The sequence below is a fragment of the Nonomuraea monospora genome (assembly GCF_039531895.1).
GTDB classification, from domain to species: domain Bacteria; phylum Actinomycetota; class Actinomycetes; order Streptosporangiales; family Streptosporangiaceae; genus Nonomuraea; species Nonomuraea monospora.
In genome coordinates this window covers 1-15,111 of record NZ_BAAAQX010000082.1, presented here as the reverse complement: position 1 = coordinate 15,111, position 15,111 = coordinate 1, and the positions used below count along the sequence as shown (strand labels likewise).

The following is a 15,111-nucleotide window of genomic DNA, read 5'->3' as shown; positions in this document are numbered from 1 at the left end:
GCTGCATCGGAGTCTGGCCCACTGCCATCGCTTGATCTCTCCCCACGCCCGGTGACCAACACCGATCACCCTGGCACAAGAGGACAGACCAGCGCGAGAGAGATCAAAAAACACCAGTCACCTAGGCCTCCGACGTAGAGGAGAACCCCTCCGACGAGGGCGACCACGAACGAGATCAGTACGGTCTTGGTCGTGGTGAGCTGCCGATACGGCCTCTCGCGCGACGTCCTGTTGATAGCCGCCTCCGTCTCCATGTCCAGCACGCTATGCTTCGCGACTGACACTTTTGGCCTCGGTGCCCGAGGGGACTGCTTTCGTAGTGAACGTGGCACTTCAGGCATACCTCGGCAACCTACTTAGCCGGCCGCATCCCATGCGTTGCCGAATTGTGCTTTCAGATCGCGCACCGATGCGGTGCATGCCGATGTAGTGATGCACAAGATGTACGCTGCGCCGGCGCCCTCCAGGGCGCGGGATCTGTGGTGTGATGACACCCGCATTGATCAACTAGAAATGCCCGCTGTGTTCGGTGCATGCTCGTACGCCCCGTCATGCGCCGTCGGGCCGCGACACTGTCGGATACGCAAAATGTGCGCTCACACGAGGCAGAGGTCGAGAAGGTCCGGGAAACTTCCTAGAACAGAAGCGCGCCAGGTGACCTGACGACGGCCGCGCCCTCGACGGGGCGCGGCCGTCGCGATCAGTTCGTGCCTTCCCGCAGGGCCACGGGCCCGGAGCGCAGGATGGCGACCAGTTGCTCCCCGGCCGCCCAGGCGAAGGACGCCGGCATCCGGTCCGGCCTGCGGGCCACATGGACGACGCAGCCGCCGTCCTGGCGCGGCCACACCCCCGTCACCAGCTCGCAGGTCGCCTCAGCCGGGTCGGGCCGGCGGAACGCACCTGCCCGGCCGCCCAGCTCCAGGACCGGCTCCTGGTCGTGCAGGCTGAACATGGCCTGGTACAGCGGGGTGCCAGAGCCGTCCCGCACGGGGTTGACGAGTTCGACGACCTCACTGAACGGCACGTCCGCCGCCGCGAGCGCCGCGCCCGCCGCCTCCCGCACCTGGGTGATCAGGCTCTCCCCGTCGGGGGCCGCGGCCGGGCGGACCCGGACGCAGACCGTGTCGATCAGGCAGGTCAGCGCCGCGGCGAGGGTCCGGCTCGCCCGCCTGGCGACCGGGGTGCCGATCGCCAGGTCGGGTTGCCCGGCGACGCGGTGCAGCGCATCGGCGTAGGCGGCCAGCAGCACCGCGAAGCGGGTGGTGCCGTAGGCGCGCGCGGTCTTGTCCCAGACCGCCAGCTCCGCGGCGGTGACGGTCCAGGAACGGGACGCCGGCGCGTTCTCGCCGGGCGGGACGGCCGGGATGCGCAGGCGGGGGGTTCCGCCGAGGGCGGTGCGCCAGTAGGCGCGCTGCGCGGTCAGGTCCGCCTGCCCGCGCTGCCGCCGGTACTCCGCGGCGACCTGCCACAGCGCCGGGGCGGGCGCCGCGGGCGGTTCGGCGAGCCCGAGCCTGGCCCGGTAGGCGCGCGACAGGTCGTCGCACAGGACGCCCTGCGACCACTCGTCGAAGGCCACGTGGTGCACGGCCAGCCCGAGCAGCGTCCGGCCGGTGTCCGCGGAACGGACGAGGCCCGCCCGCCAGACGCGCCCGTCGCCGATGGCGAGCGGGCGGACCAGCGCCGCCTCCAGTGCCCGCCAGGCGTGTTCCTCGTCCGGCTCCGCGGGCAGCGCCAGCCACTCGCGTTCCTGGCCGACGGCGGGCGCGTGCGCGTCCACGAGCGCCAGCGGCTGCCCGTCCGTCTCGTCCACGACGTAACGCGCGCGCAGCGCCTCGTGCCTGGCGGTCACGTCGCGTAACGCGCCGAGCAACGCGCCCTCGTCCAAGGGCTCGTCGAACCACCAGGCCAGACGGCACAGGCCGGCGACCTCCTCCGGGTCGAGCAGGTGCTTGATGAGAAAGCCGACCTGCATCGGCATGAGGGGCACGCGCTCGGGGTCGATCCGCTCGTCCGGGACGGGGGCGCGGGCGGCGTCCAGCCAGGCGGCCAGGCTGCTCGCGTCCGGGGTGCGGAAGAGCTGCGACACCGGTACGGCCGTGCCGAAGCGCGACTCCAGCCGTACGCACAGCCGCATCGCGTCCAGCGAGGTACCGCCGGCCGCGAAGAACGGCAGGTCGGCCCCGACGCCGGGCACGCCGAGCACGTCGGCGAACACGGCGGCCACCGCGTCGCGGGTGAGCTCGCCGCCGTCCGCGCGCGGCGCGGCCCCGCGCCGGCCTGCCGTGCGCTGCGGCAGGGCGAGCAGCGCCCGCTGGTCGAGCTTGCCGGTGGACGTGAGCGGCACGCGGCGCACCTCCCACACCTCGTCCGGCACCAGGTAGCCGGGCAGGGCGTCGCGCAGCAACGCGGACAGATCACCCGGGACGAGGGCGGCGCCGTCCGCGAGCCGGTAGAACAGCACCATCCGCCGGTAGGCGCCGTCGTGCGCCTCAGGGACGGCGGCGCACCAGGACACCCCGGGCACGTCGCCGGCCGCCCGCTCGATCTCGGCCGGTTCGATCCGGTTGCCGCGGATCTTCACCTGGCGGTCGGCCCGGCCGCTGTAGTGCAGCAGGCCGTCGGCCGACCGGTGACCGAGATCGCCGGTCCGGTACAGCCTGGTGGGCTCGCCGCCGAGGTTCACGGTGGTGAACTTCTCCGCCGTCAGCTCAGGGTCGCCGAGGTAGGCGAGCGCCAGGCCGTCGCCGGAGACGCACAGCTCGCCCTGGACGCCCGCCGGGCAGGGCCGGTCGCCGTCCAGGACGTGCACGCGGGTCCTGGCCACGGGCCGCCCGATGGGAATCTGCCCGCCGCCCGCGCAGTCCTCCGCCGTGATGCGGTGCGTGGTGGCGAAGATCGTGCTCTCCACCGGGCCGTAGCCGTTGACCAGGCGCAACCCCGGATGATGGTCGAGGACGCGCCGCACGTGCGCGACGGACAGGCGCTCACCGCCCGTCATCACCTGCTGGACGCCGGTGAAGGCGGCCACGTCCTCGTCGGCGTACAGGTTGAACAGCGACGCGGTCAGCCAGAGGGTGTTGACGCCGTGCCGGGCCACCATCTCGCGCAGCTCCCCCGGCAGCAGGTGCTCGCCGCTGACCAGCACGGACGTGCCGCCGTTCATCAGCGTGCTCCACAGCTCCAGGTTGAAGGCGTCCCACGGCAGGGGCGCGGCCTGGGGCATCACCGTGTCCTCGCCGAAGTCGGCGAAGGCGCAGTCCTCAAACAGGCGGACGGTGCCGCGGTGCGGCGAGACCACCCCCTTGGGCGTGCCGGTGGTGCCGGAGGTGAAGAAGACGCAGCACGCCGCGTCCTCCGACACGGGGATCGGGGTGTGCGGGCGGGCGGCCACCTCGCACAGGGCGTCCCGCGGCGGTGTCCAGACGCGCGCCGGCCACGCCGTGGTGGTGCGGCGGGTGACCATCAGCGGGCCGCACTGGCGTACCAGGGCCGACAACCGCTCGTCCGGCCAACGCTCGTCGAGCGCCGCGTAGGCCGCGCCGCGCTTGAGGATCGCCAGCAGCACGGCGACCAGGTGCGCGGAGCGCGGCAGCAGCACCGGGACGACCGTCCCCGGGCCGACGCCCAGCTCTCGCAGCGTCTCGGCGTAGGCGTCGGAGGCGGCGTCGAGCACGGCGTAGCTCACCTGCTCGGGCCCGTCGATGAGCGCGGTGGCGTGCGGCCTGCGCGCCGCCTGCGCCCGGACCCGCTCGTGGACGACGCCGGGCCCAGCGTTGGACCCGGTGGCGGGCCCGGTGTCGGGCCGGGTGTCGGGCCGGGTGTCGGGCCGGGTGTCGGGCCGGGTGTCGGGCCGGGTGTCGGGTCTGGTGTCGGGCCCGGTGTGAGGCGCCTCCGTCACGTTCTCCGCCGTCGCGGGCTGGGCCGTGTCGATGCGCATGTCAGCCCTCCCGTCCGGTGAGGCGGCCGAGCAGCGTCCCGATGCGGCCGGCCAGCGCGCTCACGGCCGGCGCGCGCATGACCGAGTGGTGGTCGCCGCTCACCACTTCGACGGTGAGGCGGTCGGCGACCAGCGCCGGCCAGCCGAACCCGGCGTCCTGCCCGCCCGCCAGCTCCTCGATCGGCCGGTACAGGACCACCGGATGGTCGGGCAGCTCGCCGGGGGTGAACTCGTCCAGGTACGCCTCCACCGCGCGGATGTTGTTGCCGTAGACACGCAGCAGGTGCCCGAGCTCGGTGCGCCCGGCTCCGGCCGGCAGCACGCCGTGCTCGCAGGCGACGTCCAGCAGATGATCGAGCCGCTCATCGCTGGTCAGCGCCGCCAGGTCGGGACGCAGCAGGCCGTCGATGCCGAAGTGCCAGGCGAAGCGCCTGACCAGGACGTCCTCGGTGGGTTCCGTACGGCCGGCGCTCGCCTCGGCGGTGAGCGGGTTGTCGCTGTCGATCAGTACGAGCAGCGCGGTCCGCTGGTTCTGGGCGCGCAGCACGCACGTCATCTCGTAGGCGATGATGCCGCCGAGGCACCAGCCGCCGATCAGGTAGGGCCCCTCGGGCTGGACCGCGCGCATCGCCTTGACGTACTCGGCGGCCATCTCCGGCAGGCTGGTCAGCAGCTCGCCGCCGTTCAGGCCGGGTGACTGCAGGGCGTAGAACGGCTGGTCGGGGCCGAGGTCCCGGGCCAGCTCCCGGTAGCCGAGCGCGGTGCCGCCGCCCGCGTGCACGCAGAAGAACGGCTGCCGCGTGCCGCCGCGGTTGATCGGCACGATCACCGCCTCCGGCGCGCCGGGATCCTCGCGGAGCAGGCGCGCCATCGACTCGACGGTCCCGGACGGGAACAGGGCCGACAGCGGCAGGGCGTGGCCGGTGGCCCGGCGGATCTGGGCGATGAGCCGTACCGCGAGCAGGGAGTTGCCGCCGACCTCGAAGAAGTCGTCGGTGACGCCGAGCGAGCGGTTGTTCAGGGTGTCCTGCCATACCGCGAGCAGGCGCGCCTCCTCCTCGTCGCGGGGCGCCACGACGGGGCGGGACGGCTGGGCGGCCTGCGGCTCGCGTGCGAGCAGGGCCTTCCTGTCGACCTTGCCGTTGGGGGTGAGCGGCAGCGCGCCGAGCACCTCGATGGTGGCGGGGACCATGTGGTCCGGCAGCCGCTCGTGCAGGAACTCGCGCAGCCCCGCGGCTGCAGGACTGGCCTCATGACCAGGTACGTGAGCAGCCACGTAGGCGGCCAGGTGGCGGTCGCCCGCGCCGTCCTGGCGGGCGAGCACGGCGACGTCGTGCACGCCGGGGTACGTCCTGATGACGGCCTCGACCTCACCCGGCTCCACCCGGTAGCCCCGGATCTTGACCTGGTCGTCGACCCGGCCGAGGAATTCCAGCGCGCCACCGGGCAGGCGCCGCAGCAGGTCGCCGGTACGGTAGGCGCGCTCGCCCGAGGGCAGGGTCAGGAACCGCTCGGCCGTGACGTCGGGCCGGTTGAGGTAGCCGCGCGCCACCTGGGGCCCGCTCACGTACGCCTCGCCCGGCACCCAGTCGGGCACCGGGTTGCGCGCCGGGTCGAGCAGCAGCAGCCGCGTGCCGCCGAACGGCCGCCCGACGGGCACCGTGCGGCAGCGCGCGTCCACGCCCTCGGCCACCGCGTAGGTGGTGGCGCCGACGGTCGTCTCGGTAGGGCCGTAGTGGTTGACCAGCGCGCAGGAGCCGAGCTCGGCGATCCGCCCGGCCAGCTCGTGGGTCAGCGGCTCGCCGCCGAGCACCAGCGTGACGCGCGGCAGCAGGTCGGCGGGCCGGGTCGCGGAGTCGAGCAGGGCCCGCAGGTGGGACGGCACGATCTTCATCCGGTCGACGGCCTCGGCGCGCAGGTAGGCGGCCAGGCCGTCGGGGTCCGAGGCGCGGTCCTTGGAGATGACGTGCAGCGTGCCGCCGCCGCACAGCGCGTGGAACAGTGCGGTGTTGCCGAGGTCGGCGGCCAGCGTGGACACCATGGCGAAGCTTCCCGCCACCGGAGCGCCGAGCCTGCCGGTGACGCCCATGACGTAGTGCGCGATCTGGCCGTGCTCCACGACGACACCCTTCGGGGTGCCGGTGGTGCCGGAGGTGTAGATCACGTAGGCGGGATCGCCGGCGTTCACCACCGCCGTGGGCGGCTCGGCGTCGCCCGGCTCACGCAGCGCCTCCAGCTCGACGTGGCGCACGCCGGCGGGCAGCCGGCCTGCCAGGCGCGACGGGGCCAGCGCCACGCGGGCGCTGACGTCGCCGCAGATGAAGGCGATCCGGTTCGCGGGCGTGTCGGGCTCGACCGGCACGTACGCGGCCCCGGCCATGAGCACGCCGAGCACGGCGGCGATGGCGTCCGTGCCCCGGTCGGCGAGCACCGGCACCAGCTCGCCGGGACGCACCCCGGCCGCGGCCAGCGTGCCTGCGGTTCTGTAAGCGCGTTCGCGCAGCTCGCCGTAGGTGAGCCGGTCGCCTTCGAAAGTGACGGCCGGGGCGTGCGGAGTGGCGGACGCGTGCCGCTCGAACTGCTCGTGCACCAGGGCCGGTTTCCAGGCCGGCGGGTGGGCACCGGCCTTTTCCGCGAGGGTCAGCCGCAGGGACCCCACCTCCGTCTCCGGCTCCAGGGCCGCGTGCTCGGCCAGCACGGCCAGGCTCGCGGCGAGAGCGCGTACGTCGGCGGCGGCGTACCGGCGGGGGCAGTGCTCGATCGTGAGCAGGGTCGTGCCGGGCAGCTCGACGCAGCGCAGCTCCAGCGGGGCCAGGCTGCTGGAACGTTCCAGAGAGGCGATCGAGAAGCGCACGCCGCGCCCGGCGGGCAGCGCCTCGACCGTGTCGTGCCCGATGGCCACCTGATGGCCGGCGACCGGCGTCCGCCCTGCGTCGGCGGTCGGCGTTCGTCCCGCGTCGGAGGTCGGCGTCCGCCCTGGGTCGGCGGCCGACGTTCGGCCCGCGTCGTAGGAGAACGCGAAGTCGCGCAGTTCGGCGTCCAGGAGCGCGACGCGCCGGACCGCCTCGGTGAGAGGGAGGTCGTCGGCGAGTTCCACGCCCATCGGCACCTCCCTGCCCACCGGGCCGATGCCGTCGCGCAGGTCCTGGTGGTCGCGGCCGGCGCAGGCCACCGTCAGGGTCATGGCCTGCTGGCGGGTGTAGCGGTACAGGGTCATCGCCCAGAAGGCCGTGAGCACCGCGCGCGGCGGTACGGCCAGCCGCCGCGCCACCTGTCCGGCGTGCTCCCAGACGCGCTCGGCGACCGGGACACGGGCGCCCGCGGCCATGGTCCCCTCCTCGCCGATCTCACGGGAGCCGATCTCACGGGAGCCGATCTTACGGGAGCCGATCTCGCTGGAGCCGGTCTCGCGCAGGAAGGGCAGCAGCGGCGGACCTCCCGCCGTCTGCCGCTGCCAGAACTCGGCGCCGGCCTCGGCGTCGGGCGAGGTGAGCAGCTCGTTCATCCACTCGGCCAGGTCGGCGTACTGCGGCGCGTCCTGTTCGGCCAGGTCGGCGTACTGCGGCTCGCCCTGTTCAGCCAGGTCGGCGTACTGCGAATCGTTCTGGTCGGCGGGGCTGGTGGCCGCGCCGTCGCCGTAATGCGTGACGATCTCGCGGGCGAGCGCCGCCATGCCGGGGACGTCAGCGCAGAGCGCCGGCAGGCTCAGCAGCAACGTGTGCTCGCTCGCCGAGCGCCGCACCAGTTCGGCGCGCAGCAGGCTCGCCCGCGTGAGGTCGTCCGCCGCCTCCACGCCGGCGAAGGCGGAACCGCCCTCGTCGCTGATCACCGCGTCGGCGAAGGGGGAACCGCCCGCCTCGCGGATCAACGCGTCGGCGGGCACGTCCGCGGCCGGAGTGATCACCTGGATCGGCAGCGTCAGGCCCGGTACGAGGTGGAAGCCGGTCCGCAGGATCTCGTGCCGCGCCACCACCCCCGCGACGGCCCTGCGCAGCGCGTCACGGTCCAGGTCGCCGTCGATGGTCACCGCGCAGCGGATCTCGGGTACGGGCTCGCCCGTCTCCTCGGCTCGCACCCACAGGTCCCGCTGCTGCGGTGACAGGGCGAACCCCTCCACGTGGAGGGAGACCTGCTGGATGTCGGAAGCTACGTTCACTGCGCGTCCTCTCGTTCCGCGTCCCCGTCGGGATCGGGATTCGGGTCGGTCATGGCCACGAGCACCTTGCGTGGCCCGTCGTACGGCCGGCGGCCGTGCGACATCAGCACGTTGTCGATCAGCAGCACCTCGCCCTCGTCCCAAGGCTCGGCGACGGTCTCGGCCGCGAAGGCCGCTCTGATCTCCTCCAGGGCGGCGTCCTCGATGGGGGCGCCGTCGCCGTAGAGGGCGTTGCGGGGCAGGTCGTCCTGTCCGGCGGTGGCGAGCAGCGACTCGCGCACGTCCGCGGGCAGGTTGGACGGGTGGAACAGGTGCGCCTGGTTGAACCAGGCGGCCTCGCCGGTCACCGGGTGGTTCGCCACCGCCTGGCAGACCTGCCAGGTGCGCAGCCGGTCGTCCGGCAGCCACTCGTAGGAGATGCGCAGGGTCCTGCAGACGCTCTCCACCTGCTCGCGGCGGTCGGTCTCGAAGACCTGCTGCCACGACAGGTCGAGTCCGCCGCCGTAGTTGCGGACGTAGCGCACCCCCCGCTCGGCGAAGCGGCGGCGCAGGGCGGGGTCGAGCCGGGCGAGCACCCGGCGGCTGTCGGCGAGCGGAGTCTCTCCGCCGGCGGCTGCGGCGATCTTGCAGAAGAACCACAGTTTCATCGGCCAGCGGCGGGAGTACGCCATCTCGTTGTGCTGGGGAATGACCTGGTCGGGCGGGTACTCGGTCGAGGTGTAGACGCTGCCCTTCTCGCGTGAGCGGGGCGTCGAGCCGTACACGTAGTCGAGCAGCCCGGGGCCGAGGCTGTGCGAGACGGCCTCGAAATCGGCGGCGGTGGCGACGCCGAAGCCGCGCAGCCGGACCGCGCCGCGCTGGTGCAGCAACCGCTCCACCTGCTCGCGGTGATCGCGCAGCCACCCCGCCAGGTCCACGCCGGCCATCCGGGGCCGCACCACGACCGCCAGGCCGGCCTCGGCGTCGATGCTCACCAGCTCCCCGTCGGAGACTCTGATGGCCCGTCGCCGGACCGTGCGTACAGGTGTGCCTGTGCCGCGGGACGCGAGCGGGTTGGTCATATCTGTGGTCATCACTTTCCTCCGGTTGAAGCCGCGACGTCCATCGCGGCGGACGACGACCGCACGTCGGTGCGCAGCCGTGCGAGTGGTGAGATCAGCAGGAGCACGACGGGGACGGCGAGCCCGGCCCCCGCCACGAGAACGGCCGTCCGCAGGCCGGCGTGCTGGGCGAGCAGCCCGCCCGCGAGCGCGCCGACCGGCATCGTGCCGAAGATGAGGAAACGCATGCTGGCGTTGACCCGGCCGAGCAGCCGGCCGGGGGTGATGAGCTGCCGCAGCGTGACGACGGCGACGTCGAAGAGCGGGACGCCGAACACCAGCAGCGTCGCTGCCAGCCCCGCCAGGCCGACCCGCATCGGGTACGGGCCGCCGGCGAGGCCGAGGACGACCCCGCCCGCGGCGGTCGTCGCCAGCCCGATGATGAGCGTGGGCCCGAAGCCGGCCCGTCTGATCAGCGTCGTCGCGACCGCCGCCCCCGACACGGCGCCGAGGCTGCCGACCCCCAGGATCAGCCCGATCAGGGCCGGGCGCAGCCCGAGACCGTTCAGGATGAACAGCACCTGCACCGCCAGCAGCATGTTGCCGAAGAAGTTGGCCGTCGCCGCGGCGATCACGTTCCACCGCAGCAGGCGGTGCCCAAGGACGAACCGCAGGCCCTCCTTGACCTCGGCGCGGATCGAGCTGGCCCTGGCCGGGGCGGCCACGGCGGGCTCCTTCGTCCTGATGCGGCTCAGCAGCAGCGCTGAGACCAGGAACGACACCAGGTCGAGCACGATCGTGACGGGCGCCGAGACCAGCTGCACCAGCACCCCGCCCGCGCTCGGCCCGACCGCCTCGGCCCCGGCCCGGCTCATCTCCAGCTTGCTGTTGCCGTCGGCCAGCCGCTCCGCCGGTGTGATGGCGGGCAGGTACGACTGCGCGGCGATGTCGAAGACCACCGTCATCGACCCGAGCACGAACGTGACGACGTACAACTGCTCGACGCTCAGCACGCCGAGCAACGCTGCCACCGGGATCCAGGCCAGCGCCGCCGCCCGTACGAGGTCGGCGCCGACGAGCAGCCCGTGCCGCGCCCTGCGGTCGGCCAGGACTCCCGCCGGCAGCGCGAACAGCAGCCAGGGCGCGCGGCTGAGCGCGGTGAGCACGCCCACCTGGAACGCGTCGGCGTGTAACGTCAGTACGGCCAGCAGCGGGAACGCGATCACGCTGATCTGGCTCCCGGCTTGGGACACGCATTGTGCGGTCCAGAACTTCAGAAAATCGGCGCTGCGCAACAGAGCCCCCGTCATCGATGCCCCCTCGATCGACCCCGTAGGAGGAGGCGTTCCATCTCGTTCCACGGGTGTGCCGTCAGTCGGAACGAGTGGGCTCCGCGAGGGCGTTCCAAGAGACGCAGGCGGCGGAAGGCGTGCAGCAGGGCGAAGAGATCAAGGCACAGCAAGCGTGTCGATGACCGCGCGGATCTGGCGGCGGAGCCAGGCGTGCCCCTGATCGGCCGCATGACGAGGATGCCAGGCCATGCCTATCGCCATCGGGGGCACGTCCAGCGGAACGGGAAAGGCCCGCAGTTTCAGGGCGGCGAGGATGGGGTCGAGCCACCCGTTGATCGCCAGGCAGACGAGGTCGCTGGTGGCGGCCAGGATCATGGCGGCGGTGTGGCTGGGGACGACGGCGGCCACCCGGCGGCTCAGGCCGTGCTGGGCCAGCGCGGCGTCGATGGGGCCGCGCAGTCTCCCGCGACGGGAGATCCCGATGTGCGGCACCTGCGCGAAGCGGAGCGGGGTGATGGGCTCGGCGAACAGGGGGTGATCTTTCCTGGCCACGGCCACCATGGCGGCCTCGGCCAGCGGTTCGGTGCGGATCTCGGGGTCGAGGTCGCCCAGCACGCCGACTTCGACGTCCACCTCGCCCTGCCGCAGCGCGGGACCACCCTCCAGGGCCTCGGGTGCGAACACCACGTCAACCTGCGGAGCCTGAGCGTTGACCCGTTCCATCAGCGGTGCGCCGAGACCGGTCAGCAGCAGGTCGCTGGCCTGGATGGTGAACGTTCTGCGCAGTTGGGCGAGGTCCAGCGCGGGCGCGGGGGCGAACAGCGCCTCGGATCGCTGAAGGAGCACGCGCGCCTCCTCGCGTAGTTGCAGCGCTCGCGGGGTGGGGACCAGGCGCTGCCCGGCCCGGACGAGCAGGGGATCTCCCAGGACGCGGCGCAGGGTCGCCAGTTTGCGGCTGGCCGCAGCGGGCGAGGTGCCCAGCCGTTCCGCCGCCCGGGTCACGCTGGCCTCGTGCAGGAGGGCGTCGAGTGCCACCAGCAGGTTCAGATCCATGAGCAGGCCTCAGTGATTGCGCTCGGCGTAAAGATTACGTGCCAATCTTTGCATTGCCCGGCGACAGGCGGCTCTTCGAGACTGGCCTGACACAATCCTCGACAACAAGGAGAAACGGGTGACGTACGACGCACTGGCCGGGCGAGAGGGCGACGTCCTGGCGGTGGTGAGCCAGAGTGGACCCACGGTGTCGTTCTTCGACGCGGCCGGCCACCGGCTGCTGGGTGTGCTCGAGGTGCTGGCCGAGCCGCACGAACTCTGCCTCGACCCGGTGCGGCGCCTGCTGTGGTGCACGCACAGCTACCACGGGGGCTACTATCACGCCAACAGCGGCCGGCGCAGCGAGATCACTCTCCTCGACCCCGACGAGCGCCGCATCGTGGACGTGATCGACCTGGCGCCCGAGCACGCCCCGCACGGCCTCGCCCTCGATTCAGCCCGCGACCTGCTCTACGTGAGCGTGGAGGGCGCCCACGACCGCCCCGGGGGCGTCGTAGTCGTCGACCTCGCCACGCGCAAGCCCATCGGCCGCATCGACACCGGGGCCAAGGGGCCACACTGGTTCGTCATCAGCCCGGACGGCAACGCCGGCTACGCCAGCAACAAGGAGGCGCCGTACGTGTCGGTGGTGGACCTGCGCACCGGCATGATGACGGCCAAGGTAGAGGTGCCCGGCAGCGAAGGGCTGGCCGTCTCCGGCGACGGCGGCGAGGTCTTCGTCGCCGCTCCCTACGGCTCCTTCGCCGCTCCAGGGACGCAGGCGGCGCCCGGCATCCGCGTCATCGACACCACCACGGCGTCGATCACCAAGGTCATGCCCACCGGCGCGGTGGCGTTCCCCGTCCACGTCACCGCCACCGGGCGGCTGCTCACCGGCGAGCTGCGCATGGAGGTCGCCCCCGACTCCCAGCTCGGCCGCCAGGCCCCCGGCCGGCTCACCGTGTTCGACGCTCACGACCACCGGCCGCTGGGCGGCGTCGAGGTCGGACGGTTCCCGCTGACGATCACCTCGTCTCCCGACGGCCGGATCGGCTACGTCTCCTGCGTCTCCTCCTCCACCGTGGACGTCGTGGACCTGGAGGAGATGCGCCGGCTGGCGCGCCTGGAGATCCCCAAGCGCGGCGAGCCGGGTGCGCACGGCCTGGCCTATGTCCCCCGGCAGAAGCCGTGAGCACCCACGGGCGCCGGCACCCCGTGCCTGCGGAGACCGCTCGCAGGGCGGACCCGGCCGCCGCCAGGGGGGCGGCGCGGCAGCAGGCGATCGACGACATGGCCTCGGCACTGACCTCGGCCGCCGCGGCCCGCCGCGCGCTCGACCCGTTCTCCGACCGGATGAGCGATCTCGACCTCGCCACCGGCTACGCCGTGCAGCGCCGCCTGCGCGGCGCGGCCGGCGGCCTGGCGGGCTGGAAGCTGGGCCTCACCTCGCGCGCCAAACAGGCCCAAGTCGGGCTCGACACCCCCGTGTACGGGTTCCTGGACAGCACTCACGCGCTGGCGCCCGCACAATCCCTGGACACCGCCGCGCTGATCCAGCCGCGAGCAGAGCCGGAGATCGTGTTCCTGCTCGGTGACGACCTGGAGGGACCCGGCGTCACGGCGGACGACGTGCTCGCCGCCTCCTCCGCCGTGGCGGCAGGGCTGGAGATCCTCGACTCCCGCTACCACGACTACCGCTTCACCGCCGCCGACGTCGTGGCCGACGACGTCTCGGCGGGCCGCTACCTCGTCGGCCCTCTGATACCGCCGGGCGGCATCGACCTGGGCGCGGTCGGGGTGACGTTCGAGAAGAACGGCACACTGGTCGCCACCGCGACCGGGGCCGCCGTGCTCGGCCATCCGGCGGCGGCCGTGGCGTGGCTGGCCGGTCGGCTCACGGCGGAGGGCGAACGGCTGCGTGCCGGGCAGATCGTCTTCTCCGGCGGCCTGACCGCGGCCACGCCCTTCGCGCCCGGCGACGTCGTCACCGCCCGCATCGGCCAGCTCGGCACGCTTGTGCTGGCCGCCACGTGAATCCCGCGAAGGAAGGAACGTCATGCCCCTCATCCAGGTCACCGTGGCGCAAGGCCGCCGGCCCGAGCAACTGCACGCGCTGGGCGTCGCCCTGACGGACGCCGCGCAGGACACGCTCAACGCGCCTCGCGACACCATCCGCGTGATCATCACGGAGGTCTCACCGGACCACTGGTTCACCGGCGGCCAGAGCCTCGCCGCCCGCCGGGCCGGGGCTGCCGGCGAGCTGCAGCCATAAGCGCCCCGGTGACCGACGCCGCCGGCCAAGTCGGATAAGCCGGCTCTATCACCCCCTTCCGAAGTGCCGTCGAAACGAGCGTTCTGGTCTCGACTTGATGACATGGGCAGCCGGGGCATGCACCCGGATCTGCGAGATCAACGGCCTCATCAGCCGTCGCCGGGCGCAGGAGGACGGGACGATGACCGAACAGCCGGACCAGGCGCGCCTTCTAGCAAGCCGCCGCTCACGGCCAGGAGCTGCTCGTGGGTTCCTGCCTCGGCGACACGGCCGGCGTCGAGCACGACGATGCGGTCGGCGCCGGTGACGGTGTGCGGGCTCCCATCGGCTTGGCCGCTCCCCGCGCGCCGGCGAAGAGCGCCATGCCGGGCACCGGCCAGTCGAGGGCGACCACGCGGCCGAGTGAGGCCTGGGTGACGAAGAGGGTGCGCCGGTCAGGCCCGCCGAAGCAGACGTTGGTGACGTCCGGGTCGGCGAACCGGATGACGTCCTGCACGCGTCCGCCGCCGGGGGCGACGACGAAGACGGCGCCGGAGCCGGTGCCGGCGACGAGCAGCCGGCCGTCACGGTCGAAGCACATGCCGTCGGGGAAGCTGCCGGGGCCGAGGTCCACGTAGGTGGTGGGTGCTCCGAGTGAACCCGGTGCGGTGAGGTCGAAGCGGTGGACGAGCCCGGTGCCGGTCTCGCCGACGAGCAGGGCCCGGCCGTCGGGGGTGACGTGCAGGCCGTTGGGGAAGCGCAGGCCGTGGTGGATCCGGCGGGCTGTGCCGTCCGGGCTCACGTAGCAGAGGTCGCCGGGCGGGGAGGCGGCGGCGGGGGCGCTGCCGTGCTCGTCGCGTTCCGCCCAGACGGGGTCGGTGAAGTAGTAGCCGCCGTGCTGGTCGAAGCAGAGGTCGTTCGGCGCGTTGAGCGGGATGCCGTCGATGGCGTCCAGCAGGGTGCGCACCTCGCCGCCGGCGGTGAGGCACTGGATGGCCGGGTGGCCGCCGCCGAGGCCGGGGCGCATGCCGGTCGACTCGTTCGGCCCCCAGTTGCCGCCGTTGTTGCAGAAGACGAGCCGCCCGTCGGGGGCGAACGCCGCGCCGTTGGGCGATCCGCCGGGCCGGGCGACGACGACGCGCCGGCCGTCCTCGATGCGTGAGACGCAGCCGCCGGCCAGCTCGACCACCCACAGGGTGCCGTCGGGGCCGACGCAGGGGCCTTCCGGGTAGGCGAATCCGGTGGCGATGACCCGCTCGTCCGCGGTCGTCACAGCGTGCCCTCCTTGTACGCGCGCAGCGCGGCCGACATGTCCCCGGAGCGGGCGTCGTCGGCCACGAAATCCGTCCAGTGGTAGAACATGGCTCCGTCGGCGGCGCTGCGGGCGATGGCCCGCAGCGCCG

9 protein-coding genes are annotated in these 15,111 nt (G+C 73.1%); 3 read left to right on the top strand and 6 right to left on the bottom strand.

What is annotated here, in order from left to right; all coding sequences use genetic code 11:
- Positions 1-700 precede the first annotated feature (700 nt).
- The 5 genes from ABD331_RS60280 to ABD331_RS60260 form a co-directional block, all read right to left on the bottom strand.
- Positions 701-3,937 carry an amino acid adenylation domain-containing protein gene (locus ABD331_RS60280; RefSeq protein ID WP_344496566.1) on the bottom strand — a complete coding sequence of 1,079 codons (3,237 nt, stop codon included), beginning with the start codon at positions 3,935-3,937 and terminating at the stop codon, positions 701-703.
- Position 3,938: 1 nt separating this feature from the next.
- On the bottom strand, positions 3,939-8,093 hold the full coding sequence (locus tag ABD331_RS60275; protein WP_344496564.1) for a non-ribosomal peptide synthetase: 4,155 nt from the start codon (positions 8,091-8,093) through the stop codon (positions 3,939-3,941).
- Positions 8,090-9,166: a TauD/TfdA family dioxygenase gene (locus tag ABD331_RS60270; protein WP_344496562.1), complete on the bottom strand. Its 1,077-nt coding sequence runs from the start codon at positions 9,164-9,166 to the stop codon at positions 8,090-8,092. The genes ABD331_RS60275 and ABD331_RS60270 overlap by 4 nt, the downstream gene beginning before the upstream one ends.
- Positions 9,166-10,443: an MFS transporter gene (locus ABD331_RS60265; RefSeq protein ID WP_344496560.1), complete on the bottom strand. Its 1,278-nt coding sequence runs from the start codon at positions 10,441-10,443 to the stop codon at positions 9,166-9,168. The genes ABD331_RS60270 and ABD331_RS60265 overlap by 1 nt, the downstream gene beginning before the upstream one ends.
- Before the next feature lie 138 nt (positions 10,444-10,581).
- Positions 10,582-11,478 (bottom strand): LysR family transcriptional regulator, encoded by an 897-nt coding sequence (locus ABD331_RS60260; RefSeq protein ID WP_344496558.1) that lies wholly within the window; start codon positions 11,476-11,478, stop codon positions 10,582-10,584.
- 118 nt (positions 11,479-11,596) lie between these two features.
- Here ABD331_RS60260 and ABD331_RS60255 point away from each other — a divergent pair, with 118 nt between their 5' ends.
- From ABD331_RS60255 to ABD331_RS60245, 3 genes are read left to right on the top strand one after another with little or no spacing between them, the layout of a single operon-like run.
- The gene (locus tag ABD331_RS60255; protein WP_344496556.1) at positions 11,597-12,649 is read left to right on the top strand and encodes a YncE family protein; all 1,053 of its coding nucleotides are present in this window, start codon (positions 11,597-11,599) and stop codon (positions 12,647-12,649) included.
- Positions 12,646-13,491: a 2-keto-4-pentenoate hydratase gene (locus tag ABD331_RS60250; RefSeq protein ID WP_344496554.1), complete on the top strand. Its 846-nt coding sequence runs from the start codon at positions 12,646-12,648 to the stop codon at positions 13,489-13,491. Before ABD331_RS60255 ends, ABD331_RS60250 begins: the two co-directional genes overlap by 4 nt.
- Before the next feature lie 22 nt (positions 13,492-13,513).
- On the top strand, positions 13,514-13,729 hold the full coding sequence (locus ABD331_RS60245; RefSeq protein WP_344496553.1) for a tautomerase family protein: 216 nt from the start codon (positions 13,514-13,516) through the stop codon (positions 13,727-13,729).
- A gap of 226 nt (positions 13,730-13,955) precedes the next feature.
- Here ABD331_RS60245 and ABD331_RS60240 read toward each other — a convergent pair whose 3' ends face one another.
- Positions 13,956-14,981 (bottom strand): SMP-30/gluconolactonase/LRE family protein, encoded by a 1,026-nt coding sequence (locus tag ABD331_RS60240; protein WP_344496551.1) that lies wholly within the window; start codon positions 14,979-14,981, stop codon positions 13,956-13,958.
- Positions 14,982-15,111: the final 130 nt, after the last annotated feature.

What these genes read in the sequence shown, in the direction of transcription:
- ABD331_RS60280 (WP_344496566.1), bottom strand. Translation starts at nt 3,937, where the DNA reads ATGCGCATCGACACGGCCCAGCCCGCGACGGCGGAGAACGTGACGGAG.
- ABD331_RS60270 (WP_344496562.1), bottom strand. Translation starts at nt 9,166, where the DNA reads ATGACCACAGATATGACCAACCCGCTCGCGTCCCGCGGCACAGGCACA.
- ABD331_RS60265 (WP_344496560.1), bottom strand. Translation starts at nt 10,443, where the DNA reads ATGACGGGGGCTCTGTTGCGCAGCGCCGATTTTCTGAAGTTCTGGACC.
- ABD331_RS60260 (WP_344496558.1), bottom strand. Translation starts at nt 11,478, where the DNA reads ATGGATCTGAACCTGCTGGTGGCACTCGACGCCCTCCTGCACGAGGCC.
- ABD331_RS60245 (WP_344496553.1), top strand. Translation starts at nt 13,514, where the DNA reads ATGCCCCTCATCCAGGTCACCGTGGCGCAAGGCCGCCGGCCCGAGCAA.